Genomic DNA, 24411 nt, shown 5'->3' on the forward strand with positions numbered 1-24411 from the left:
GCCACTCGGGAACTCCTCCATTTATGGAGCTGGCAATAGGAATCGAACCTACAACCTGCTGATTACAAATCAGCTGCTCTACCGTTGAGCCATGCCAGCATATTATATAATTTGTGCAGTTTAATGAATTTAAATTCACTATGGTGGTCGCAACAGGGATCGAACCTGTGACCCCCTGCTTGTAAGGCAGGTGCTCTCCCAGCTGAGCTATGCGACCTTATATGGTGGAGGAGGACGNNGCCACTCGGGAACTCCTCCATAATTTTAATATAACTAGATTTTCACATTAGCTTACCTGAGCTAATTCCCAATCTTTTGCATAAATAAAAATGTCACTAAACTGACAAGACTTAGTATACAATTATATTGATTTTTTTTCAACCCCTTTTTTCAATATTTTTATAAAAATTTTATTGTTTTTTTCTCAATTAATCATAATTTTTTCATTTTAGGCATTTCGTCACTTAAATTTAAATCATTATACTAATTAAAAGCATTAATAATAAACTATTATTTCAATATATTTAATTTATTTCTTACAGGATAATACCTGAAACCCGCATGAACAGAACAACTATTTTTATAGTTCTCTAGGAAACTAGATATCTATTTTCCTAGAGAACTATAAGTATAAGTTTATATTTAAATAGTTATTTATATAATTAATTTCCTTCTACTTTGTCCATATCTATATATTTAGAAAATATTTTCTTTAATTCTTCTATTTGCTCTTCATCTACCTTACGCTCTATTACATTGAGAGTTCTTAATACAGCTAATCGTTCATTATTATAAGTAAGGAATTCGTTTATCTCTGAATAGTCTTCTTCATTCAACGCTTTGCATATACCTATTATCTTTGCCTTCTCTGAAATTGTTAACTCATCTATTAATTCTTCTGGTGGTACCTTCATTACTTTGTTTTTTTCCTTAACCTGCTTATTATATTTGTCAAACTCGATTTCATCAGTTTTAACTATTTCATTATCACTCTTATAAATTTGATTTAGCTGATTTTGCCTTTCTCTATTAGCTTCAATTCTTCTTTTTTTTAATTCTTCATCTGATACACTAGTTTCATTAACCCCATTATTCTTAATTAAATCCTGTGAAGTATTTGCATCCATATTCTCCTTTTCTATACCAGTAGTAATTTCTTTATTATAATTTTCAGCTTTCTCACTGCTTTTAGCTATAACCTTATTTTCCTCTTTGTAATATAAGTTTTCATTACTTATATTAAAGCTCACTAACGCTATTATATTTACTATTGTATATAGAATTATGATTACAGAATATCCCTTTCTATTCATAACATATCCTCCTTAAATAAAAACTATCTAAATTATTCCATATTTTTTAGAATTTATACCGAAGTTGCTTCATATAAATTCATATGGAGGTGTTTCTGTGAGCAAAGTTAAGATTCATTACAAAGATTCATTAGGTTATTATACCTTATCCAACTTTTTAAAAGATGAATTAAATGCAAACACAATTATTGTTTGTATAGGAACTGATAGATGCATTGGAGACTGCTTAGGTCCTCTTATTGGTAGCATGTTAGAAGAAAAATTTTTCCCATTGCCAGTCTATGGAACTATAGCTAATCCTATACACGCATTAAATTTAGATAGTAAACTATCGGATATAAAATTAAAACATCCAGATTCTAAAATTATTGGTATCGATGCTTGTCTTGGTCCTCCTAATAAAATTGGCGAGATACAAGTTCGAGATTACCCCATTAATCCTGGAAAAGGTGTTGGTAAATCTCTTTCTCCCGTAGGTGATATATCAATAATAGGTATTGTCGATTCTAGCGATATTGATGAACCCTTTACAAGTAGAAATATACGATTAAATCTAATTTTGGAAATCTCTAAAGTAATAACTCAAGGACTTGTTCATGGGTATTATCTCAGCTCATTATGTGATTAATGATGAACGATTATTACCTAGATATTATATACAGTACATGGACTTATTTATACTATTAAAATCTTTTTAACAACCATTAATTTCGAAGATATAATTATAGTTTTTATTAACTCTCCCTTTCATAGAAAATGAGTTACTTACACCAACTAGAAATGATACAAAATAAAATATACCTACTATACAAATATTTTTTTGCATAGTAGGTATATTAAATCACATTTTTATATTTATATAACCTTTATTTTTAACTTCTATTGTTGGACATCATATAAATTTATTTACATAATTTAAAATATAGGTTTAATATTCTAACTTGTACATCTTAACTATTTATTGAAACATTATATCCTGTAAACGAATCGTCTAACTTATCTACATAGTCAAGCATTTTTCCTGTTCCAACAGCTACACAAGATACTGAATCTTCTGCTACATATACTGGTACATTAGTAACTTTTTCAATGAGTTTGTCTAATCCATCTAATAAAGCTCCTCCACCAGTCATTATTATACCTTTATCAGCTATATCTGCAGCCAGTTCAGGTGGTGTTTTTTCTAGTACAGAATGTGCACATTCAGCTATGGAAGTAACAGCTTCTTTTAATGCCTCTTCCATCTCACTAGAACAAACTGTGATATTTTTAGGTAGTCCAGTTATAAGATCTCTTCCTCTTATCTCTGCCTTAATGTCCTCATCTTTAGGATATGCGCATCCAATGTTTATTTTAAGTTCTTCTGCTGTTCTTTCTCCAATCATTAATTTATGCTTTTTCCTTATGTAACGAATTATAGCATCATCAAAATCGTCTCCAGCAACTTTAATAGACTCTCTTACAACCATTCCTCCTAGAGAAATTACTGCTATATCGGTGGTACCTCCACCTATGTCAATAACCATATTCCCACTAGCTTTAGTTATGTCTAACCCCGCTCCTATAGCTGCTGCCAAAGGTTCTTCAATTAATAAAACCTTTTTAGCTCCTGCATTTCTTGCCGCATCCTCAACAGCTCTTCTTTCTACTTCAGTAGCCTCACATGGTACGCACATTACAACTCTTGGTGTTGACATCTTTCTCTTACCGCAAGCTTTTTTAATAAAGTGCTCTAACATTTTTTCTGTAACATCATAATCTGATATTACCCCATCTCTAAGTGGACGAATTGCAACAATATTTCCTGGCGTCCTACCTATCATTTTTCTAGCTTCTTCACCTACTGCTAAGACCTTATTGGCACTTTTATCTATTGCTACAACTGAAGGTTCTTTTAGTATTATACCCTTACCCTTTGTGTAAACCAGTACTGTAGCCGTACCTAGGTCTATTCCCATATCTGTTCCTACACCGAAAAAAAACATCTTAAAATTCACTCCTGCTCTCTAGTATTTTCTTCTTATTGAAATACTATACAATATTTACTAAAACAATATACACCTATTATATTACTATTCTACCTAACCTTCAATTGTTTTATATTTCATTTTAGTAGCTTTTCCACCTCTAATGTGTCTTTCAGCTTTATTTAGATCTAAGATGTTTTTTGCTTCCTCTGCTATTTGAGCATTTATTTTAGGTAATCTCTCAGTCATATCCTTATGGATTGTACTTTTACTTACACCAAATACCGATGCTGTTTTTCTTATTGTAGCCTCGGATTCTATTATATATTTTGCTACTTCTAGTACTCTATCTTCAATATAGTCTTTCAAAGCGTTACCTCCTTAACCCTTCTATAATTATAAATATGCTAACTTCCTTATTTAAATTACATTCTTGCTAGCCTTTTACTTTAAAGTTTTAAAGCTAGCAAGAATATTAATTCTATTTTAGTTATTTCTTATAACTAACATATTTAGCTGGGTCTACTTCTTTTCCATCTTGTAATACTTGGAAGTGAAGATAATCTCCATATTCCTCATATGCAAGGTTTGTAGTTTTACCTACAGCTCCTATTTCTTTACCAGCTGTAACTTTATCTCCAGCTTTAACTAGAACCTGTTCTTTAAGGTTTCCATATATTGTAGTTAGTCCATTTTGATGGTCTATTTCTACATAGGTACCTTCTGTATTTGCATCTACTTTTTTAACCACTCCAGCACTTACTGCTACAACTGCTGAACCTTCTGCAGCTTTAACATCCATAGCTAAGTGATTTTTATAACTCTTAGTTGTTGCCCAATATACTGGATCTTCAGAATATGCTCTACCTAAAGTACCCTCTACTGGATTTTTAAAACTAACTTTAGTTTGAGATGAAACTGCTGCAGTATCATTATTCTTAACTGTTGGTACTGGCTCAAGCTCCTCTTTAACTTGTAGTGCATTCTCAGGTTTTTCTGGTTGAGTTACAACTTCTTTTTCTGTTTGTTCTAATGCTACTTTATCTTCTTCAGAATTTTTATTGTTATTTCTTCCAGCTGTTATAGCTGCAACTGTAGCAACAGCACATAGACAAACAAATAAAATTACATAGAAGCCTTCTTTTTTGAAAAATTGCTTCACTTTGTTAAGTTTATTGTTCATAAAAACACCTCCATCAGTATTGTGGACGTTTATTGGGAAATTAATACACTATAAGAAAATTTTTTTCTTATTTATCTCATTTTTTTCATATTTTTTTGCTAAAAACTAAAAAAATAGGGCAAAAGCCCTATTTCTTTCTAATTTTCATTGATTTTTTTTATTTCAATACCTGTATAATAATGTTTTAAAATCTCTTCACAACTCTTGCCTTGACTAGCCATTACATTAGCTCCCCATTGACTCATACCTACTCCATGACCAAAGCCATTACAATTTATAACAACTTGATTATTTAAAAACTCTAAAGAGAAGTTAGCGGAATTCAATCCAAACAACTGTCTAAATTTAACCCCTGTTATAGTAACATTACCAAGGGTTATTTCTTTCACTGACCCACCATCTGTATAATTATTTACTTTAATATGATCTTCTAGATTAGGTGGTGATAAATTTGCATTACTATAACTGCTATTAACCACTTGCGCAAATCTGTTTATGTCTATAGTTTCCGTACTTTTATATCTTGGTGCAATATCTTCACCTAAACTTTCAACACTTCTAAGATAAGGTAGTGCTGTAGAAAATACATCTTCAACATTTTCAGTTTTCCCACTACTTGTAGAGAAATAATACGCCCCCAATACTAATTCATTATTATATGTTAACACTTGTCCTCTAGTCTCATTCACCACATCTTCAACTAGTTTCCATTTATTTTCTCCACCTATACCTAACTGAGCTATTTTTACTTCTTTGGGTGTATATACCTGACAATGAACAGTATCACACAAATCTGCTCCTCTTCCATTGGCACATCCACTTGATACAGCTTTTGTATGAGCTAAGGTATATGTCCTTGCTGCTATAGCTTGTGCCTTCAAAGCCTCTTTATTAAAGTTTAATGGCATCTCACTACATACTACTCCCTTAATATATTCTTCTAAAGGCACCTCTATAATCCTATTTTCCTTTGTCAAATAAACCTTTATTGTATCTACATCTAGCTTAAAGGAAATGCCCTTATTTGATTTCTCACCTTTATTTTTAGATTGCATCACTTCTATAGCCTGTGATGAGTCATTTCCTTTTTTACCTATATTACCTCCTTCACCTAATATCAATTTATAGGATAATATTAGAAATCCTAGTAATACTGCTGAATAAATAGCCACCATCAATATTGGTTTAATAACAACTATAGCTTTATCATAATTAATATTTATTTTAATCCTCCCATAGTACTTCACTTTTCTTCCTCCTAATAAATAAACTTCTCTCCTATACTAGATAGACTTAGTTATATTTATTATTATATTTATGGTAATATGCTTATAATTTTGTAAATATAAAAATGCCCAGCCTTAAATTAAAAGCTGAGCTATATAAAGTATAATTATATTCTAGTTATTTCTGCGCCTAGGGCATTGAGTTTATCCTCTATTGTTACATATCCTCTATCTATATGGTATATGTGATCTACTATAGTCTCACCCTTAGCACATAAACCTGCCAAAACCAGTCCTGCTCCTGCTCGAAGATCTGGTGCTACTACTTCAGCTCCTGTAAGCTCTTTAACACCTTCTATTGTCGCAATTCTTCCGTTAACATTAATATTAGCTCCCATCCTTCTTAACTCTGCCACCTGCATAAACCTATTTTCAAATATAGTTTCTGTCACACTACTTCTTCCATGGGTAATACTTAATAATGTCATCATTTGTGATTGCATATCTGTTGGAAATCCTGGATGAGGCATAGTCATAATATCTGTGGGTTTTAATTCTACATCTCCATCTACAACAATTTTATTTCCGAATACATCAATCTTAACACCCATTTCACGTAATTTAACTATCACTGACTTGAGATGTTCTTCATCCACACCTTCTATTGTAATTTTACTTTTTGTAATGGGTGCTGCTATTATAAATGTTCCTGCTTCAATCCTATCAAATATAGGCGTATACGAAACTCCTTCTAATCTTTTTACTCCTGTTATGCATATCTTACCACTTCCTGCACCTTGAATCTTAGCCCCCATTTTATTTAAAAAATTTGCTAAGTCTACTATCTCAGGTTCCTTAGCTGCATTCTCTATAAAAGTATCTCCTTTAGCAAGAGTTGCAGCCATCATCAAGTTCTCTGTGGCTCCCACAGATGGGAAGTCTAAATAAACTGTATTACCCTCTAATTGTTCTGCAACTACTTCAACATATCCGTGTTCCTCTTTAATTGTTGCTCCTAAAGCTTTTAGTCCCTTCAAATGCAAATCTATAGGTCTAGATCCTATTTTACATCCTCCAGGCAGAGAAATTTTTGCCTTTCCAAATCTAGCTACCATAGCTCCTATAACTAGGAAAGATGCTCTCATTTTTCTTACTAAGTCATTATCTATACCTTCATATTTTAAGTTTTTTGTATTAATATCAATTTTATTATTATCTCTATCTATATTAACCTCTGCTGAAAGAGATCTTAATACCTCACATAGTACAAATACATCTTCTAGCATAGGTGATCCATTGATGGTTGATACACTATCTGTTAGTATAGTGGACACTAGTATTGGTAATACAGCATTCTTGGCTGAACTTATGTTTACACTCCCTTTTAATCTACGGTTTCCATTTATATAAAATTTACTCATGTTAATCCTCCATTTAAAATGCTATTTCTTAGTATGTTATCCTGATTACAGGTGTCCCCATTATTAAATAGCATCCTGAGGAATATCTAACTATAGCACAGTTAAAATCTATCTCCTCACCTAGTATTATTTCTTTATCGTATAAATTTGTATTGCTTATAATACTATATCCATTACTTATTTCTACTTCATCAATATTTTGTGCTTTATTTAAATATAATTGCTTTAAAATCACATCTCTTGTTTCATCTATTGTGCCGTTTAAGATTTTACTTTTTACATATAGCGAGTATTCCACCTTACTACTAATTGGGGATAAAATTTCTTTAATTTTCTTTTCTACAGTTTTTTCTTCATCAATATCTAAATTAGGTTTACAAATAGAAATTCTTAGTACAACATCATATCCTTTACCATAATCAGCTATTGAAATCCTTCCATCATATTCTTCATGGTTATAATCTATTTTAAAACTTAAGTCCTTATTAACTTCTTGGTAAACTTGTCCCATAGCCTTTTCTATATTAGTTATTATAGTTTCATATATATTTTCTTTACTTTCTTGACTATAAAACCTGCCCTCCACTACATATTCCTCAGTAGAAGCATTTACACTATTTAATATTCCACTAAACATATCCTCTTCACTCTTCCCATAAAAGGTTTTATCCCGTATAATTAATATGCTTAATGTGAACATCACCACAATTAATAACTTAATATATAACTTCATACATATCCCACCTTAATATAAGAATAAATCCACTTATATTAAATCATTAACCTTTTTACTTTTTTTATTCATATTTACATATAATGTAATAAGTTATATTTTTATTTATACTAATAATATATAGCAACTTTTAAAATGTGTTCATAAATAAATTACTTTTCAACGTAATGTAGAAAATAAAAAGATAATTTATGAAATCACATAAATTATCTTTCTATTTTCTCCCTCTATGGTACATATTTAAGATAAGGTTGGATTAATCTATATAAAAATATTAACTATACCATATTAAAGTTAAAGTCACCATATAATATCTCTAACTTGTTATACTGGTTTATAAGCCAACTACCATGTTCTTCTGAAAGATATATATCTTTATCTACCTTATGCTCCTTAACTATCTCATCTTTATCATTTTTTATAATCCAATTGAACTTAACATTAAATCTTCTCATATCATCTGACTTTTCTTTTTCCACTATCTCTACATCTTTTATTTCTGATGTGCAATTTTTTTCATAAAGTAGTTTAAATCTATAAAAAAGAGTTCTATTAATTCTATATCCATCAAATCCTTCTTCAGTCATATACTCTGCCATCTCTTTATCTTTTTTGTTTAAATTGTCCCCTATACCAATTCCATTTTTAACATAATCACCACAGGCTTCTAAATCATCTTTATCTGCTACATAGTGCCTTTCTATAAATCCTCTTATGTTTTCTTCTGCATCATCTTTCTTCGGTGTGCAGGCTACTAAAAACATGCCTACCATCATGAATGACATTATTGCTGATATAATCTTTTTTATCATAATTCACACATCCTAATTTTATTTAAATTTAAAAACCTTTTTACTATATACAGTAAAATATAAAATCATATCTGAAAATAACGCTATATAAAAACTTTTTTCTACTCTAAAAACATTGACTATCCCTTTAGAAGCCATAACCCATAACATACTAATAAAAATATTTAAGATATTTATAACAATAGCTTGAATCTTAAACTTAAAGGTTCGACTTGTAAAAATAAAATTCATAAATGTCCATATAAAAAATATGATAGTTCCTATTATGAATACTATAAAACTAAATTTAGACATGATTCTAAGGTTATAATGTGATATATCTATAATGCCTATAATCTTTAGTCGCACAAGCAATTGAATAATTATATATATAATCATACATACATAACTAGATTTAAGGATAAATAAATATTTAGTATTATTAAATATACCTGATATTCCTTCCTCAAAGTCAGAATTATTCCCTATATTATTTTTAGCTATTTCAAAAGCCTTCTCCTCAGATTTACCTGATTCTACTAAATCACTAACTTCAGTTATAATGTAACTTTTTAATTCTTCCTTTAATTCTTTAACTTCTAATGTATCTTCAAAAGCTGAACTAAAGAGCTTTCTTAAGTATCTATTTATTTTCCTCTTTAACTTAATACTTAGATTATTCACCATTAACTGCCCCCTCTCTAAACTTTAAAATAAGCTCTGTTATCTTATTAAAATCTCCATTCAATTTATTAAGTTGAACTTCACCTTCTTTTGTAATTAAATAATGCCTTCTTTTAATTCCATTATCTCCTTCTATTACTTTAGATGTGATAAAATTTTGTTTTTCTAATCTTTTTAAAGCTATATATAAAGTTCCTGTTTGAAGTTCAAAATTATCTTCAGCAGCTATATTAACTAGTTTCATTATGTTATATCCATAAATATAATCATTACCTTTAATAATAGATAAAATTAAAATGTCTATAAACCCTTTTAATAACTCTTTATCTATTTCCAATAACACCCCTCCTTTTACTTAATATGTATAATATTATTATATGTAGTAATACTATATATAGCAATACTATTCTCAAAATATTTTTATTATTTTGAATTATTGTTGAATTTTATTCCAAGGTAATTTAAAGGAGCACATTAAATGATTTTCATATCATTTAATGTGCTCCTTTTAGTTTGTCCGATGACTACCAGCTCTAATACTCCCATCTTCTTCAAAGTGGCAGTAAAGAGCTGCTACGTCCCTGGATAACGAGTTCTAAGCTTCGAAGAAGCTAAGAACTCTGTTTATATAAATATTTGAAATATATGGTACCGAAATTTATTCTACCCATTGTGCTATAGTACAGAGAATACTAACATTATTTTTCCTTACCTTTAGGACTCCGTCAGAAGTATTAACTTTGTACTTCTTTCCATCTACATCTTCAAAGGTTGTTATTGTTGGTACAAGTCCTGCAATTATAGCAGAATGATCTGGAAGAATTCCTAGTCTGCCTTCTGTAGTTTCACAGTTTAAAGAGACTGCATCTCCTTTAAAAAACTCACTCTCTGGAGTAATTATTATAAGCTTAAAGACCTTTTTCATATTTTATCACATCCAAAATAATATTAACCCAAAGTCTTAGCTTTCTCTATAACATCATCTATTGTTCCTGCAAATAAGAATGCTGACTCTGGTAAATGATCATGTTTACCTTCTAATATTTCCTTGAATCCTCTTATTGTTTCTTTTATAGGAACATATCTACCTTTTAAACCAGTGAATTGCTCTCCTACTGTAAAAGGTTGAGATAAAAATCTTTGAACTCTTCTTGCTCTATTAACAAGAATTTTATCTTCATCTGATAATTCATCTACACCTAATATAGCTATAATATCTTGAAGTTCTTTATACCTTTCAAGAATGTACTTTACTTGAGTAGATATTTCATAATGTTCCTCACCAACAATTCTAGGATCTAGTACTCTTGAGCTTGATTCTAATGGATCAACCGCAGGATATATTCCAAGCTCTACTATAGCTCTAGATAGAACTGTAGTTGCATCAAGATGGCTAAATGTTGTTGCTGGTGCTGGGTCAGTAAGGTCATCAGCAGGAACATATACTGCTTGAACAGAAGTAATTGATCCACTGTTAGTAGATGTTATACGTTCTTGTAATGCCCCCATCTCTGTTGCTAGGGTTGGTTGGTATCCTACAGCACTTGGTATTCTACCTAATAATGCAGAAACCTCTGAACCTGCCTGAGTAAATCTAAATATATTATCTATAAATAATAATACATCTTGACCTTTATCTCTGAAGTATTCAGACATAGTAAGTCCTGTAAGTGCAACTCTCATTCTAGCTCCTGGTGACTCATTCATTTGTCCAAATACTAAAGCTGTCTTATTTATAACCCCTGAATCTAGCATCTCATTGTATAAGTCATTGCCTTCTCTTGTACGCTCTCCTACACCAGTGAATACTGATAATCCACCATGTTCTCTAGCTATATTGTTGATTAATTCTTGTATAAGTACAGTTTTACCAACTCCTGCACCACCAAAAAGTCCTATCTTTCCACCCTTTTGATATGGTGCTATTAAATCTATAACCTTTATGCCAGTTTCAAACATTTCTGGTTCCACAGATTGCTCAGCAAAGCTTGGAGCTGGTCTATGAATTGTATAATAATTATTAGTATCAAGAGGACCTTTTCCATCTTTAGTTTGACCTAATACATTGAACAATCTTCCAAGTACCTGTTCTCCTACAGGCACTTCAATAGGTCTTCCTGTATCTATAGCCTTAACTCCACGTTTAAGTCCTTCTGTTGATTCCATAGATATAGTTCTAACTATATCATCACCTATATGTTGTTCAACCTCAGCAACAATAACTCTACCATCCATCTTAATTTGGATTGCATTATAAATGTTAGGCAATGAGTCTGTGTCAAATTTTATATCTATTACTGGTCCAATAATTTGAACTACTTTACCAATACGTTGTGCCATATTAATTCGCTACATCTAACTATATTAATATATAAGTTAAATATAACTCCTCCTATCTATACTTTTTATATAGGTTACTATATAATGGCTTATTAACTTTGTGCTTGAGCTCCACCAATAATTTCTGAAATCTCTTGAGTGATAGCCCCTTGTCTAACCCTATTATATTTTAACCTTAAAGAAGCTATTAATTCATCTGCATTTTGAGTCGCACTATTCATTGTCTCCATTCTATTTCCCTGTTCTGAAGCCTTAGAATTTATCATTGCATTAAGTATCATTGCATTACAATAGGATGGTACTATTGACTCTATAAGCTCTTCTTTGTTTCCTTCTATATCAAATTCATCTTCACCAATATGGTCTTCTTCGCTTTCTTCAAAAGTAAGAGGCAATAATCTACACTCTTTTGGTTCTTTTACTATTGGATTTTTAAACCAAGTATAAAGTATACTTACTTCTCCTACTTTTTCTTCACTAAACATATTGAAGCTATACTCAAAGATACTCTTAGCTTCAGTAGCTGTAGGCACATCAGAGATAGTTTGATTATATTTATCTAATGTCTTAATCCTATGTCTCTTAGCTAAGCTTTTACCTTTTTCACCAATAACTGCTATTAAATAATCCTCTTCATGGCCTTTAGTTATCCCTTTAAGCTTATCTATAACATTATTATTATAGGCACCGCACATTCCCATATCTGAAGTTATAACAATGATTAATTTCTTTTTACTTCCATTGGATTGCATATATCTATTTTCTTTTGGCAGTGATGGAATTACTTCATTCATAACTTCTCTATAGCTTTTAAAATACGTGTCATTTGTATATAAGGATACCCTTACCTTTTTTAGTTTAGATGTTGCTACTAAGGCCATAGCCTTAGTAAGCTTTTTTGTATTCTCTATAGATTTTATTCTCTTTTTTAAAATAACTAATCCTGCAACGCCCATATTTTCACCTCCTAAAAATTTAGGTGATATCTCTAAATTTCAGTTAAAAATACTTTTTTAAATTCAGTTATGGCCATATTAAGTCTTTCTTTTATTTCTGAATCTAATTCTTGTTTTTCTTTTATAGAACTTGGGATGTCTCTATAATGAGTACCTATATATTCTAAAAATTCCTTTTCAAAGGCTTTAACCTTATGAACTGGAATATCGCTTAAGAAATCATTCACTCCGCAATATATTATTATTACTTGCTTTTCTACATCCATAGGAGCATATTGTCCTTGCTTTAATATTTCTATAAGTCTTTTACCCTTTTCAAGTCTCTTAACAGTTTCCTTATCTAAATCTGATCCAAATTGAGTAAAGTTCACAAGTTCTCTATATTGAGCAAGTTCTATTCTAAGGGTTGATGATACTTGTTTCATAGCTTTAATTTGCGCATTTCCTCCAACCCTAGATACTGATATACCTGCATTTACCGCTGGTCTTTGACCTGCATGGAACAAGTCAGATTCTAAGAAAATTTGACCATCTGTTATAGATATTACATTTGTAGGAATATATGCTGTAACATCTCCTGCTAAAGTTTCTATTATTGGAAGAGCAGTTAATGATCCTCCTCCTAAGTCATCAGAAAGTTTTGAAGCTCTTTCTAAAAGTCTTGAGTGAAGATAGAATACATCTCCTGGATAAGCTTCTCTTCCTGGTGGTCTACGAAGTAATAATGACATAGTTCTATAAGCAACAGCGTGCTTAGACAAATCATCATATACTATAAGTGCATCTCCACCTTTATACATAAAATATTCAGCCATTGAACATCCTGAGAAAGGTGCTAAATATTGAAGAGATGCAGATTGTGATGCCGTTGCAGCTACAACTATTGTATAGTCCATAGCCCCCTCAGCCTTTAGTGTATTAACTATATTAGCAACAGTTGACTGCTTTTGACCTATAGCTACATAAACACAAGTTACATTTTTACCCCTTTGATTTATGATAGCATCTATTGCTAATGCACTTTTTCCAGTCTGTCTGTCTCCTACAATTAACTCTCTTTGACCTTTTCCAATTGGAATCATAGAGTCTATAGCCTTTATACCTGTTTGCATAGGACTTTTTACTGATTGTCTCTCTATAACTCCCGGAGCTTCTACTTCTACAGCTCTATATTCTGAAGTTACTATCATTCCGTTACCATCGATAGGATTTCCTAGAGAATCTACAACTCTTCCTACAAGAGCTTCACCAACAGGTACTTCTACTACTCTACCCGTTCTTTTTACTATATCGCCTTCTCTGATACCTTCTTCAGAACCTAATAATACGCATCCAACATTGTCTTGCTCTAAGTTAAGGGCAATTCCGTATACGTTATTAGGAAATTCTAATAGCTCTCCTTCTAAACAATTATCTAATCCATATATTCTAGCTATACCATCTCCAATTTGGATTATGGTTCCAGAATCTATAGTGTTAATGTGACTTTCATATCTATCTAATTCTCTTTTTATAATAGATGTTATCTCACCTGGTTTAATATGCATGATTCCACCTCTATTCTCACCACGATTTAAAGCCTGTATTACATGTCATCTCTAACATATCTAAGCTTACTTTTTACTGTTCCATCAGTAATATCATTTCCTATTTTAACTAATACTCCACCAACTATACTCTCATCTATTTCTTCATGGATTACTATTTTTCTACTATAGAACTTCTCAAGTCCTTTAGTTAACTTAATTCTCTCTTCATCAGTTAGTGGAATTACAGTCCTAACTGTGGCATTAAGAATTTTACCTTTTTCATCTAAATCTATAATACACTCTTGAGATTTAGCCTTACCAATCTTACATTTTTCACTATTAACTATCTCATCAATTGTAGCTTTAGTAGTTATATCTTCACCTATAATAACTTTGATATCATCTTTGTAAGACTCATCTACTATATTATTTATGACAATTTCTCTACTATAGAAATCCATTAACCAACCTCTTAATTTTTTTGTTTCTTCTTCATTTAGAGGTTTATTTGTTATAATATCTGCTAATAATTCTTTATTAAGCTCACTAAAGTTATATCTACCTACGTTACCTTCTGATATATTCTTAAGATCCATAAGTTTAGTCTTAATAGTTCCATCTATGGTTTCATCTCCTACAGAGATTAACATTCCACCTAATAGAGATTTATCTATTTCTTCCTCTATTATTACTGTCTTTTCATAACGTTTTTCTAACTTACTTTTAATAGTTTCTCGTTCATTATGATTTAATGGAATTACAGACTTAATTTTAGCTACAACGGTATTATTATTTTTAAGGTATACTAATCTAAACTGATTATACTTTTCCCTCAGATAAAGTATCCTTCCTTTGTCAATAAGTAATAGTAAAAAACTTAAAAGTTCATCCTCTATCTTACCCTTAAATAATTCCTCAAATATTCTCTTTTTATTGTGCTTATTAATTTGAGGATTTCTGATAATCTTTATAAGTCCTTCATTATTATCCATTTCCTCAACTACTTCACCTAGTTCTTCCAAAACAGTTTCTATATTACCTGCTTCTTTACACATTTCATAAAGAGCTAGAGCATACCGCCTATCTAAAAATTCATACATTTTTAAATACCTACCTTAGCTATAAATTTATCAATTAACTCTCTGTGACTTTCTTCATTGATTTCTTTCTCTAAAGTTTTCTCAGCAAGTTTCATGGATAAATCAATAATTTCTTGCTTAATTTCTTTACTAGCTTTTTCTCTTTCTCTTTTTATTTCTTTAGTAGCTCGTTCTTTTATGTTAGCTACTTCTCTTTGTGAGTCTTCAACTATCTCAGCATATACTTTATCAGCTTTTTGCTTATAACTCTCTACTAATTTCAAGCCATCATTTCTATATCTTTTAACATCTTCATCATACTTTTGTTTTAATAACTTCGCTCTTTCTTCTTCATCCCTAGCCTTTTTGAAAGCACTTTCCACTTCTTCTTTTCTAGTATTGATAACTGCTAAAGTCTTATTAAACACAAATTTTCTTAGTATTAAATAAAATATAAAGAAATTGATGGTTGATGGTACTATAATACTCCAATCAATATTCATAAGCTACGTTCCACATCATCCTCTTAATTTAATCACAAATATATACTACACTCCCTACTATATCTTCTTCAAAATGTAACTAATTAAGATATGGAACTACACCCTCCTTCTCAATATTTTTACTAAGATATTAACCTTTTACTCCGAATAATATTAATAATAATCCAAGTAAAAATCCATATATAGCTGTTGCCTCTGATAAAGCTCCCCCTACTATTAAAGCACTCATAATTTTACTACTAGCCTCTGGTTGTTTTGCTATACTCTCTACTGCTTTACCAGTAGCATTTCCTGTTCCTAATCCTCCACCAATAACTGCAAGTGCTGCTATACCTGCTCCTAATGCTGACATTCCTGCTATAAAAGCTGCTGAATCCATTTATAATTCCTCCTCAAAAATAAATATTTTTTATATTTATAGTAATTTACTATTAATAATTTTTATTTAGTTAAATTTAGTTTTTAATGTTCTGCTGTAATCTTAATATTAATCATTGTTAACATTACAAAAATAATCATTTGTATGGTTCCATCAAATATATCAAAATAGAAATGGAACGGTATAGGTAATCCTATTGCTGCAATAAAATTTAATCCTGTAAGAGCTCCGTATAGAAGTTCCATAATCATTGTTGCTGCAAAGATATTTCCAAAAAGTCTTAGACTTAATGATATTGGAAGCATAATCCTCTCCATTATATTTATTGGTAACAATAATGGAACAGGAGATGCATATCCTTTAAAGTAACCCCAAAGACCTAACTTTTTAATAGTATGCCCTTGAATTACAAAAAAAGTAGTAAGTGCAATTCCTAAGCTTACACTAAAATCTGATGTAGGAGGCTTTATTCCAAATAACCCTACCATATTTAATAAAAATAAATAAATTCCTAAGGATCCTATGTAAGGAATAAAAGGACTTGAACCTGGTCCCATGTTATCTTTAACTACATTAGATAAAAATTCTATTCCAACTTCTACAATACTTTGTACCTTACCTGGAACTTTTTTAACCTTTCTACTATATAGAATGGATAAAACCAATGCTAATGCAATAAATACCCATTGTATAAAAACACTTGACATAACTTCATATTTATATCCAAAGATATTAATTGCAAACAAAGGTGCCATTTCTTCCATAACATCATACTCCTTTCTGGCTCTTCAAGCTAAAACCATAACATAATATAGCTAATAGCTGAGCCGTATATCCTGCAATAAAAATAAAAAAGCTCACCTCACTTTTCTTAATTATAGCGAGAGATATTCCACAAACAAGCCCTATTCTAACTATATAGGATAAAAGTATTAATAAACCTTTAAATCTCTTATCCTTCATAATAATCATTTCAGTTGTCAGTGAGTTAATAATAAAATTCACAAAACTACAAATTATCCCCAATAAAAAAAACCAGGATATCCAGTTAAAGAATAACATTAAAATTAATGAAACTATAATTCCTATAATAGAATCAAATAAGCCAACAAGCTTAATAACCTCTGAGCACTCTTTATTCATTGGATTGGACCACCTCGCTTTTGCATATATGATATTATACATCTAGGTTCAAATCTTCTAAAACCTAAATTTTCACCAAATTAGGTCAAATTAGTTCTAAAGAAGTAAATAATCAATAATAGTACAAGTTCTCTCTGCTTTGCTACATTTTTTGAGGTTTTACAATAAAAGGATTATTCCAAAAAACTTTTATTCATTTGTCTGTTAAAACTGAAAATTTACAATAAGTAGTCAAAAGAATTTAAAATATCAATTATTTTCTGAATTAAAAGATTTCTTACCAAAATGTTCCCTAATAAACTCTAATAAATCAATTTAAACCTCTACATTACACTTTATATATAAAAAAGTATATAATTGTATATTCATTGTATGCAATTTTTTATGCATTGCATTTATTAGAAAAACGGATGCTCCGTTTAATTTTACTTAATATTGATTAAATATTTACTAACTTATTCAAAATTCTAACTAATGAGGGCTACTCTCCTCTATAGAAACATTGTTTTTTGGCTTATTGCTTTATTTTTATCCCTTTAAGGTTATTTTTATTGTATCATATCGGTGCTATTTCTATACTAAACTAAATTATAAATATTTGAACTTTATATTAAAATACAGAATATTATATAATCTTAACCTTATTAAGTAATATAATAAAGTTATATTATTTTTTTATTACCTAAAAAAAATAATAAAAAATAATAATTTTCTCTTGATAATTATTATTTAATAGTATATAATAAGTTCATAAGATAAATACATCGAGAAAATCTAAAAACAAAAATTATTATAATATGAAGATTTAAGGAGGAAATATTTATGAAAAAATTTGTATGTACAGTATGTGGTTATATTCACGAGGGAGATTCAGCTCCAGAGTTTTGTCCAGTATGTAAGGCAGGTGCTGATAAATTTGTAGAAAAATCAGAAGGCAACCTAGCTTGGGCTGATGAGCACAGAATAGGAATTGCAGCAGAAGTTGATCAAGAAGTAATCGAAGGATTAAGAGCTAACTTTACTGGAGAATGTACAGAAGTTGGAATGTACTTAGCAATGAGTCGTCAAGCAGATAGAGAAGGATATCCTGAAGTAGCTGAAGCTTATAAGAGAATAGCATTTGAAGAAGCTGAACACGCAGCTAAATTTGCTGAATTATTAGGAGAAGTAGTTGTAGCAGATACAAAAACTAATTTACAAATGAGAGTTGATGCTGAGCATGGTGCTTGCCAAGGTAAAAAAGACCTTGCTACATTAGCTAAAAAATTAAACCTAGATGCAATTCACGATACAGTTCATGAAATGTGCAAAGATGAAGCTAGACACGGTGCTGCTTTCAACGGTTTATTACAAAGATATTTTGGTAAATAACTCCCATTCCCCCAATTTGATAAAATTTACCTAAATAATATATGGAGCTCTAGTATTAACTAGGGCTCCTTTTTGTATGCAATCTAATATGTTAATATTATTTTTATTAGAAAAATACCCTGATTAGAAATCTAAATCTAATCAGGGCAATATTACAATTGTAATAATATACTACTTAGTTCCGAATAAACGATCTCCAGCATCACCTAATCCTGGAACAATATATCCATGTTCATTTAATTTCTCATCTATTGAAGCTAAATATATATCTACATCTGGATGTGCTTCCATAACAGCTTTTATTCCTTCAGGAGCTCCAACAAGACACATAAGTCTTATATTTTTAGCCCCTCTTTTCTTAAGAGCATTTATTGCATCTATAGCTGAACCTCCAGTTGCAAGCATTGGGTCAGTTACTATAATATCTCTATCTTCTATATCTTGAGGTAACTTACAGAAGTATTCTACTGGCATTAAAGTTTCTTCATCTCTATACATACCTATATGTCCAACTTTAGCTGCAGGTATAAGCTTAAGCATTCCATCAACCATTCCAAGTCCAGCTCTTAATATAGGTACTATTGCCATTTTCTTTCCTGCAAGAACTTTACACTTTGTAATTCCTATAGGAGTTTCAATTTCTACTTCTTCTAGTTGCATATCTCTAGTAACCTCATAAGCCATAAGCATAGCAACCTCTTCTACTAATTCTCTAAAGTCCTTAGACCCCGTATTTATATCTCTCATGAATGCTAATTTATGTAGTATTAATGGATGGTCTATTTGTGTAACTTTACTCATATGTTCTTATCCTCCTAAAATTATTTATTATATTTTTTTTCTATCTCCATTATCTTGTTAACCCTATTCTCGTGTCTTCCACCTTCAAAGGTTGATCCAAGAAATGCATCAACTATATCTAAAGCAAGTCCGGTTCCTACAACTCTTTCTCCCATTGCTAATATATTGGCATTATTATGTTCTCTAGTAGCATGTGCACTAAAAGTATCACTGCATAGCGCCGCTCTTATTCCTGGTATTTTATTAGCTGATATACTTATTCCAATTCCTGTACCGCATATTAAAATTCCATAATCATATTCTTTAGTAACTACTGCTTCAGACACTTTTTCAGCAAAATCTGGATAGTCACAAGAATCTTCTGTATATGTACCATAATCCCTAACTTCTATATTCTTTTTTTCTAAATGTTTAATTACTTCTTTTTTTAATCTTAAACCACCATGATCACTACCTATTGCTATTTTCATATTTATCCCTCCAATTATACTTTTAATATGTTAAAGCCAGCACTTTTTTTTAGTCTATTCATTACTGCAGTACCTACTCCACTCTCTTCAAATGCTTCACAAAGAATTATATCAATGTCTATACTATCAAAACTTCTTAAAACTCTAAATAAATTTTTACCTATATCTTCTATATCACATCTTGCTCCAATAGAAATAACAGTTCCTTTATTATATAAAGATTTTGTTTCATCAGTTGCAATAATTCCAACTTTTTTACCTTGTTTAATATAATTTAATACTATTTCATTAATTTTTGCAACAACTTTATCTATATCACCGTCTACTATCTTCACAGGAGCCTTCGGTGCATAATGTCTATATTTCATTCCTGGTGCCTTAGGCTTAAAATCTTCTGTAGGCTTTGATAATACAGATGGATCTATATAAACCTTATTATCTATTTCCCTTAACATCTCTAAGGTTATAGCGCCTGGTCTTAAAATACATATAGGTGAAACTGTACAATCTACTATAGTTGATTCTACACCTACAATACTATTTTCTCCTCCTAATATATAGTCTACCTTTCCCTCTAAATCTTCAACACAACTTTCCATGTCTGTAGGACTAGGTCTACCAGATATATTAGCTGAAGGTGCTGCTATAGGTACTCCAGCGGCTTTTATTAAACCTATAGCGATATTATTTTGTGGCATTCTAATTCCCACAGTAGGCAACTTTGCACTAGTAACCTGTGGAACTAGTTCAGTCTTCTCAAGTATTATGGTTATTGGTCCTGGCCAAAACTTTTTTATTATTTCTCTTGCTACAATTGGTACATTTTTAACATAGGGCTCTATATTATAATCCCCTACATGAATAATCAGAGGATTATCTTGTGGCCTACCCTTTGCCATAAAAATTTTAGCTACTGCTTCACTATCTAACGCATTAGCACCTAATCCATATACGGTTTCCGTAGGGAAGGCTACAAGGCCACCATCTTTTATAACTTTTCCTGCTTCTTTTATCACACTTTCATCTGGAGTCTTCTCACTTAACATCACAACTTTTGTTTTCATACCTATTAACACCCACTTCAATAATCCATTAAAATAAATTTATCATTACAAACCCAAATATAATTCCAAATATAATCCACATTGCATTTGTATAACTACTATGCAATTCATTGCTTTCCGGAAGCATTTGCCCAAAAGCTACATAAAGCATAATTCCACTGGCAAAGGCAATACTATAGCCTAAAAATGCAGATGATATAGAATTAATTAACATACCTATCCAGGCTCCTATAACAGTTGGAAATGCTACTAAAAAACTATACCATAAAATTTTAAATGGTTTCTTTCCAGCAGCTATTAACGGTGTTGCCATGGCAATTCCTTCTGGGATATCATGAATTGATATTAATATACTCATCTTTATACCTAATCCCGAACCCTTAACAAATCCAAAACCCATTATAATGCCTTCTGGAAAGTTGTGCATCATTAACCCTAAAGCCATTAATATTGCAACTTTTGTATGATTTATCATATTTGGATTTCTATCATTACTGTGGCTACTTACTTTAATTAAACAATCTATAAAATATATAACTATTACTCCAATAATTATAACTATGAGAGTTCTAATAAAGCCAATCTTATCAATTGATTCTGGTATAAGTTCTAAGAAAATTATTGATATAATTATTCCTGTAGCAACTGCCAATAAAACTCCTAATAACTTGTCAGTAGGATTTTTTAAGGATACTCCAATTAATGCACCAACCATAGTTCCTATTAGAGATACTATAGCAGAAAAAACTCCTATTATAAATATAGTACTATTCATAATTTCTCCTTGAAAATTATTATTAGTAAAATATATTTATAAACTCTATATTTTATTCTGTTTTCTATATTCTTTTATATTAGCTATAGCATCCTCAGTAAATACAGCAGTTACACAATACTTAAAAAGTAAATCTAATAGCATATATTTCTTTACTCCACCTCGTTTTACTACAAAGTAATAATAGTCATCATCCTTAGGCATCTTTACTTTAACATAATATTTCCCTATACCACTGAATCTCTCTAGCACTTTATTCGTAACCAATCTCAATCTTTTATTTCTAAACTTAGACTTTGTTATTATCAATATATCAAAGTACTTTTCTTGAGGTATTGTATGAATAATTGCTACTTTACTATAGTGAATTTTATATTTTATTCTACCACCTAAAATAGATATCAGTATTTTATCTTCATATAATTGAAACTTTAAATATTCTTCATTGTATCTCATTAGTACAGAAAATAATATTAAACTTTCAATAACACAAAGATATATAATAAAAAATATATTTATTTGTTTAGCTATAAGCAACACTATAGGCAATATTATAAAAATAAAGCCCATAGATAGCATAAACCTTTTGTAAGATTTTCTTTGCTTCTTTAGGACTTTATCTATATCCATTAAGTAATCCTCCACCTTACAAACTTTAATACCTAAATACCATTTCCCATTGCCTTCATTTTTTCGGCTTGGTCAGCAGTTATTAACCCATCTAACATCTCATCTATATCTCCATCTAGGAAAGCTTCAAGTTTATAAAGAGTTAATCCTATTCTGTGATCTGAAACCCTTCCTTGAGGATAGTTATAGGTTCTAATTCTTTCACTTCTATCTCCAGTTCCAACTTGACTCTTTCTATCATCTGCAATTCCTTTAGCTCTTTCTGCTTCTGCTGCTTCATATAGTCTAGCTCTTAATATTTTCATAGCCTTTTCCTTGTTTTTAAGCTGGGATTTTTCATCTTGGCATGAAACTACAAGTCCTGTTGGTAAATGAGTCATTCTTACTGCTGAATCTGTTGTATTAACGCACTGTCCACCATTTCCTGAAGCTCTAAATACGTCTATTTTTATATCATTCATATTTATGTCGATATCTACGTCTTCAACTTCTGGAAGTACTGCAACAGTGGCTGTAGATGTATGGATTCTACCACTTGATTCCGTGTCAGGTACCCTTTGAACTCTATGCACTCCACTTTCATATTTCAGTTTACTATAAGCCTTATCACCTTTAACCATGAATACTACTTCTTTAAATCCACCGATATCAGTTTCATTAGCACTCATTATTTCTACTTTCCATCTGTTACGCTCTGCATATCTTGTATACATTCTAAATAAATTGGCTGCAAATAAAGCTGCTTCATCTCCGCCAGCTCCACCTCTAATTTCTATAAATACGTTTTTATCATCATTAGGGTCTTTAGGTAATAATAATATTCTTATTTCTTCCTTAGACTTCTCGCATTGTTCCGTTAATGCCTTTATATCTTCTTGAATCATCTCTCTCATTTCTCTATCTGATTCTTCATTTAGCATTTCTTTATTTTCAGCTAATGCATTTTCAGCATCTCTGTATTCTCTATACCTTCCTACTATTATCTCTAATTCTGCATGCTCTTTACAAAGTTTTTGCCACTCCTTTTGATTAGCCATAATACTAGGATCACTAATCATATTTGATAATTCATCATATTTGTTTTCTAAAAAACCTAATCTCTCTAACATATATTAACACTCTCCGTAATTTAATCATAAATCTTAATTTTTTACATCATTACATTATATCATAAAAATATTATTTATGGTAACTTTCCTATGACAACTCGATGATTTCCACCCAAATCCCTTAAACTATATATATCACTAAATCCTTCAGTTTTCATGATAGATTTTACTTCCATTTCCTGATCATGTCCTATTTCAAAACATAAATATCCATCAGAGGAAAGTACCTCTTTTCCTTCTTTGCATATCCTTCTATAGAAATCAAGTCCATCTTGTCCTCCCGAAAGAGCTAGGTGAGGTTCAAAGTCTTTAACATCTTCCATAAGGGTAGGAATTACTTTCTCCTTAATATATGGTGGATTTGACACTATCATATTAAATTTTAAACCTTCTTTTATAGGTAATTGAAATAAATCACTTTTATTTACATTGGTCTTTTCTCCTAAATATAAATTTGAAATATTTTTTTTAGTTACATTTAATGCTATATCACTTACGTCATATAACCATACTTTGCTATTTTTTACATAATGGCCTATGGAAATTCCAATAGCTCCACTTCCACAGCACATATCACATATTAAACTTATATTATTTTTCTTTATTATAGAAATACACTCTTCTACTAAAATCTCTGTATCTGGTCTTGGTATCAACACTCCCTCTTCTACGAAAAAGTTAATACCCATAAACTCAACTTGCCCTAGAATATATGCCATAGGCTTTTTGCAACTTCTTAAATTTATAAGTTTAAAAAACTCTTGCTCTTTATCTAAAGTTAATACTTCTGACCTGTTCATAATTATATACAACTTTTCTACATTTAAAACCCTACATAATAGAAGCTGTGCATCTATTATGTATGATTCAATATCACTACTCTTTAATATATCATATGCCTTTATTAACGCTTCATTTATATTCATATTGTTCCTCATTCACTA

Annotated in this window: 28 protein-coding genes and 2 tRNA genes; 2 read left to right on the forward strand and 28 right to left on the reverse strand. The window is 30.6% G+C overall.

Annotated elements, in window-relative coordinates; translation table 11 throughout:
- Positions 1–24: 24 nt before the first annotated feature.
- From B2P65_RS05890 to B2P65_RS05900, 3 genes are all read right to left on the reverse strand, one after another.
- Positions 25–99: transfer RNA gene (locus tag B2P65_RS05890), tRNA-Thr, on the reverse strand.
- 42 nt (positions 100–141) lie between these two features.
- A tRNA-Val gene (locus tag B2P65_RS05895) sits at positions 142–217 on the reverse strand.
- Between the two features lie 445 nt (positions 218–662).
- A complete protein-coding gene (locus tag B2P65_RS05900) occupies positions 663–1313 on the reverse strand; it encodes a hypothetical protein (protein ID WP_346847011.1) in 651 nt (216 codons plus the stop codon).
- Between the two features lie 97 nt (positions 1314–1410).
- On the opposite strand from B2P65_RS05900, the gene yyaC reads away from it, so the two are divergent.
- Positions 1411–1941, forward strand: coding sequence for a spore protease YyaC (gene yyaC / locus B2P65_RS05905; RefSeq protein WP_035135412.1), 531 nt, complete (start codon positions 1411–1413; stop codon positions 1939–1941).
- Positions 1942–2263: 322 nt separating this feature from the next.
- Here the strand turns inward: yyaC and B2P65_RS05910 are convergent, their stop codons facing one another.
- The 18 genes from B2P65_RS05910 to B2P65_RS05995 all read right to left on the reverse strand — a co-directional run bounded on the left by B2P65_RS05910 (position 2264) and on the right by B2P65_RS05995 (position 17247).
- Entirely contained in the window at positions 2264–3298 is a 1035-nt protein-coding gene (locus B2P65_RS05910) for a rod shape-determining protein (RefSeq protein WP_346847010.1), read from the reverse strand.
- A gap of 96 nt (positions 3299–3394) precedes the next feature.
- Positions 3395–3649: a sporulation transcriptional regulator SpoIIID gene (spoIIID, locus tag B2P65_RS05915; RefSeq protein ID WP_035135408.1), complete on the reverse strand. Its 255-nt coding sequence runs from the start codon at positions 3647–3649 to the stop codon at positions 3395–3397.
- 121 nt (positions 3650–3770) lie between these two features.
- Positions 3771–4463: a M23 family metallopeptidase gene (locus tag B2P65_RS05920; RefSeq protein WP_346847009.1), complete on the reverse strand. Its 693-nt coding sequence runs from the start codon at positions 4461–4463 to the stop codon at positions 3771–3773.
- A gap of 137 nt (positions 4464–4600) precedes the next feature.
- Positions 4601–5710 (reverse strand): stage II sporulation protein D, encoded by a 1110-nt coding sequence (spoIID, locus tag B2P65_RS05925; protein ID WP_346879768.1) that lies wholly within the window; start codon positions 5708–5710, stop codon positions 4601–4603.
- A gap of 146 nt (positions 5711–5856) precedes the next feature.
- The gene (gene murA / locus B2P65_RS05930) at positions 5857–7110 is read right to left on the reverse strand and encodes a UDP-N-acetylglucosamine 1-carboxyvinyltransferase (RefSeq protein ID WP_346847007.1); all 1254 of its coding nucleotides are present in this window, start codon (positions 7108–7110) and stop codon (positions 5857–5859) included.
- A gap of 28 nt (positions 7111–7138) precedes the next feature.
- Entirely contained in the window at positions 7139–7843 is a 705-nt protein-coding gene (locus tag B2P65_RS05935) for a hypothetical protein (RefSeq protein WP_346847006.1), read from the reverse strand.
- 278 nt (positions 7844–8121) lie between these two features.
- Complete coding sequence (locus B2P65_RS05940; RefSeq protein ID WP_346847005.1) at positions 8122–8655, reverse strand: hypothetical protein; 534 nt, start codon at positions 8653–8655, stop codon at positions 8122–8124.
- Positions 8656–8673: 18 nt separating this feature from the next.
- Positions 8674–9321 (reverse strand): permease prefix domain 1-containing protein, encoded by a 648-nt coding sequence (locus tag B2P65_RS05945; RefSeq protein ID WP_346879769.1) that lies wholly within the window; start codon positions 9319–9321, stop codon positions 8674–8676.
- Entirely contained in the window at positions 9311–9655 is a 345-nt protein-coding gene (locus B2P65_RS05950; protein WP_346847003.1) for a PadR family transcriptional regulator, read from the reverse strand. Before B2P65_RS05950 ends, B2P65_RS05945 begins: the two co-directional genes overlap by 11 nt.
- 321 nt (positions 9656–9976) lie before the next feature.
- Entirely contained in the window at positions 9977–10243 is a 267-nt protein-coding gene (locus B2P65_RS05955; protein WP_346847002.1) for a hypothetical protein, read from the reverse strand.
- A gap of 23 nt (positions 10244–10266) precedes the next feature.
- The gene (gene atpD, locus B2P65_RS05960; protein WP_346847001.1) at positions 10267–11658 is read right to left on the reverse strand and encodes a F0F1 ATP synthase subunit beta; all 1392 of its coding nucleotides are present in this window, start codon (positions 11656–11658) and stop codon (positions 10267–10269) included.
- A 92-nt stretch (positions 11659–11750) separates the two neighbouring features.
- Positions 11751–12614, reverse strand: coding sequence for an ATP synthase F1 subunit gamma (atpG, locus tag B2P65_RS05965; RefSeq protein WP_346847000.1), 864 nt, complete (start codon positions 12612–12614; stop codon positions 11751–11753).
- 32 nt (positions 12615–12646) lie between these two features.
- Entirely contained in the window at positions 12647–14161 is a 1515-nt protein-coding gene (gene atpA / locus B2P65_RS05970) for a F0F1 ATP synthase subunit alpha (RefSeq protein WP_346846999.1), read from the reverse strand.
- Positions 14162–14199: 38 nt separating this feature from the next.
- Entirely contained in the window at positions 14200–15243 is a 1044-nt protein-coding gene (locus B2P65_RS05975) for a F0F1 ATP synthase subunit delta (RefSeq protein ID WP_346846998.1), read from the reverse strand.
- Positions 15244–15245: 2 nt separating this feature from the next.
- Positions 15246–15725, reverse strand: coding sequence for a F0F1 ATP synthase subunit B (locus B2P65_RS05980; RefSeq protein ID WP_035135392.1), 480 nt, complete (start codon positions 15723–15725; stop codon positions 15246–15248).
- A 130-nt stretch (positions 15726–15855) separates the two neighbouring features.
- The gene (gene atpE / locus B2P65_RS05985) at positions 15856–16104 is read right to left on the reverse strand and encodes an ATP synthase F0 subunit C (protein ID WP_035135390.1); all 249 of its coding nucleotides are present in this window, start codon (positions 16102–16104) and stop codon (positions 15856–15858) included.
- A gap of 83 nt (positions 16105–16187) precedes the next feature.
- A complete protein-coding gene (locus B2P65_RS05990; RefSeq protein WP_035135388.1) occupies positions 16188–16868 on the reverse strand; it encodes a F0F1 ATP synthase subunit A in 681 nt (226 codons plus the stop codon).
- A gap of 4 nt (positions 16869–16872) precedes the next feature.
- Positions 16873–17247, reverse strand: coding sequence for an ATP synthase subunit I (locus B2P65_RS05995; protein WP_035135386.1), 375 nt, complete (start codon positions 17245–17247; stop codon positions 16873–16875).
- Between the two features lie 822 nt (positions 17248–18069).
- On the opposite strand from B2P65_RS05995, the gene B2P65_RS06000 reads away from it, so the two are divergent.
- Positions 18070–18618, forward strand: a complete 549-nt coding sequence (locus tag B2P65_RS06000; protein WP_035135384.1) for an NADH peroxidase — start codon at positions 18070–18072, stop codon at positions 18616–18618.
- A gap of 171 nt (positions 18619–18789) precedes the next feature.
- Here B2P65_RS06000 and upp read toward each other — a convergent pair whose 3' ends face one another.
- From upp to prmC, 7 genes are all read right to left on the reverse strand, one after another.
- A complete protein-coding gene (upp, locus tag B2P65_RS06005) occupies positions 18790–19419 on the reverse strand; it encodes a uracil phosphoribosyltransferase (protein ID WP_035135383.1) in 630 nt (209 codons plus the stop codon).
- Between the two features lie 20 nt (positions 19420–19439).
- On the reverse strand, positions 19440–19889 hold the full coding sequence (gene rpiB, locus B2P65_RS06010; protein ID WP_346879770.1) for a ribose 5-phosphate isomerase B: 450 nt from the start codon (positions 19887–19889) through the stop codon (positions 19440–19442).
- A 14-nt stretch (positions 19890–19903) separates the two neighbouring features.
- On the reverse strand, positions 19904–20953 hold the full coding sequence (locus B2P65_RS06015; protein ID WP_346846997.1) for an L-threonylcarbamoyladenylate synthase: 1050 nt from the start codon (positions 20951–20953) through the stop codon (positions 19904–19906).
- A gap of 28 nt (positions 20954–20981) precedes the next feature.
- Positions 20982–21728: a ZIP family metal transporter gene (locus tag B2P65_RS06020; RefSeq protein WP_346846996.1), complete on the reverse strand. Its 747-nt coding sequence runs from the start codon at positions 21726–21728 to the stop codon at positions 20982–20984.
- A gap of 45 nt (positions 21729–21773) precedes the next feature.
- Complete coding sequence (locus B2P65_RS06025; RefSeq protein ID WP_150846296.1) at positions 21774–22358, reverse strand: hypothetical protein; 585 nt, start codon at positions 22356–22358, stop codon at positions 21774–21776.
- 32 nt (positions 22359–22390) lie between these two features.
- The gene (prfA, locus tag B2P65_RS06030; protein ID WP_035135375.1) at positions 22391–23467 is read right to left on the reverse strand and encodes a peptide chain release factor 1; all 1077 of its coding nucleotides are present in this window, start codon (positions 23465–23467) and stop codon (positions 22391–22393) included.
- Between the two features lie 74 nt (positions 23468–23541).
- Positions 23542–24393 (reverse strand): peptide chain release factor N(5)-glutamine methyltransferase, encoded by an 852-nt coding sequence (prmC, locus tag B2P65_RS06035; protein WP_346877568.1) that lies wholly within the window; start codon positions 24391–24393, stop codon positions 23542–23544.
- Between the last annotated feature and the right edge of the window lie 18 nt (positions 24394–24411).

The organism is Clostridium sp. UBA3061, assembly GCF_002367465.1.
GTDB lineage: Bacteria > Bacillota > Clostridia > Clostridiales > Clostridiaceae > Clostridium_J > Clostridium_J sulfidigenes.

What these genes read in the sequence shown, in the direction of transcription:
- B2P65_RS05900 (WP_346847011.1), bottom strand. Translation starts at nt 1,313, where the DNA reads ATGAATAGAAAGGGATATTCTGTAATCATAATTCTATATACAATAGTA.
- B2P65_RS05910 (WP_346847010.1), bottom strand. Translation starts at nt 3,298, where the DNA reads ATGTTTTTTTTCGGTGTAGGAACAGATATGGGAATAGACCTAGGTACG.
- B2P65_RS05920 (WP_346847009.1), bottom strand. Translation starts at nt 4,463, where the DNA reads ATGAACAATAAACTTAACAAAGTGAAGCAATTTTTCAAAAAAGAAGGC.
- murA (WP_346847007.1), bottom strand. Translation starts at nt 7,110, where the DNA reads ATGAGTAAATTTTATATAAATGGAAACCGTAGATTAAAAGGGAGTGTA.
- B2P65_RS05935 (WP_346847006.1), bottom strand. Translation starts at nt 7,843, where the DNA reads ATGAAGTTATATATTAAGTTATTAATTGTGGTGATGTTCACATTAAGC.
- B2P65_RS05940 (WP_346847005.1), bottom strand. Translation starts at nt 8,655, where the DNA reads ATGATAAAAAAGATTATATCAGCAATAATGTCATTCATGATGGTAGGC.
- B2P65_RS05945 (WP_346879769.1), bottom strand. Translation starts at nt 9,321, where the DNA reads ATGGTGAATAATCTAAGTATTAAGTTAAAGAGGAAAATAAATAGATAC.
- B2P65_RS05955 (WP_346847002.1), bottom strand. Translation starts at nt 10,243, where the DNA reads ATGAAAAAGGTCTTTAAGCTTATAATAATTACTCCAGAGAGTGAGTTT.
- atpD (WP_346847001.1), bottom strand. Translation starts at nt 11,658, where the DNA reads ATGGCACAACGTATTGGTAAAGTAGTTCAAATTATTGGACCAGTAATA.
- atpG (WP_346847000.1), bottom strand. Translation starts at nt 12,614, where the DNA reads ATGGGCGTTGCAGGATTAGTTATTTTAAAAAAGAGAATAAAATCTATA.
- atpA (WP_346846999.1), bottom strand. Translation starts at nt 14,161, where the DNA reads ATGCATATTAAACCAGGTGAGATAACATCTATTATAAAAAGAGAATTA.
- B2P65_RS05975 (WP_346846998.1), bottom strand. Translation starts at nt 15,243, where the DNA reads ATGTATGAATTTTTAGATAGGCGGTATGCTCTAGCTCTTTATGAAATG.
- B2P65_RS05980 (WP_035135392.1), bottom strand. Translation starts at nt 15,725, where the DNA reads ATGAATATTGATTGGAGTATTATAGTACCATCAACCATCAATTTCTTT.
- atpE (WP_035135390.1), bottom strand. Translation starts at nt 16,104, where the DNA reads ATGGATTCAGCAGCTTTTATAGCAGGAATGTCAGCATTAGGAGCAGGT.
- B2P65_RS05990 (WP_035135388.1), bottom strand. Translation starts at nt 16,868, where the DNA reads ATGGAAGAAATGGCACCTTTGTTTGCAATTAATATCTTTGGATATAAA.
- B2P65_RS05995 (WP_035135386.1), bottom strand. Translation starts at nt 17,247, where the DNA reads ATGAATAAAGAGTGCTCAGAGGTTATTAAGCTTGTTGGCTTATTTGAT.
- B2P65_RS06000 (WP_035135384.1), top strand. Translation starts at nt 18,070, where the DNA reads ATGAAAAAATTTGTATGTACAGTATGTGGTTATATTCACGAGGGAGAT.
- upp (WP_035135383.1), bottom strand. Translation starts at nt 19,419, where the DNA reads ATGAGTAAAGTTACACAAATAGACCATCCATTAATACTACATAAATTA.
- rpiB (WP_346879770.1), bottom strand. Translation starts at nt 19,889, where the DNA reads ATGAAAATAGCAATAGGTAGTGATCATGGTGGTTTAAGATTAAAAAAA.
- B2P65_RS06015 (WP_346846997.1), bottom strand. Translation starts at nt 20,953, where the DNA reads ATGAAAACAAAAGTTGTGATGTTAAGTGAGAAGACTCCAGATGAAAGT.
- B2P65_RS06020 (WP_346846996.1), bottom strand. Translation starts at nt 21,728, where the DNA reads ATGAATAGTACTATATTTATAATAGGAGTTTTTTCTGCTATAGTATCT.
- B2P65_RS06025 (WP_150846296.1), bottom strand. Translation starts at nt 22,358, where the DNA reads ATGGATATAGATAAAGTCCTAAAGAAGCAAAGAAAATCTTACAAAAGG.
- prfA (WP_035135375.1), bottom strand. Translation starts at nt 23,467, where the DNA reads ATGTTAGAGAGATTAGGTTTTTTAGAAAACAAATATGATGAATTATCA.
- prmC (WP_346877568.1), bottom strand. Translation starts at nt 24,393, where the DNA reads ATGAATATAAATGAAGCGTTAATAAAGGCATATGATATATTAAAGAGT.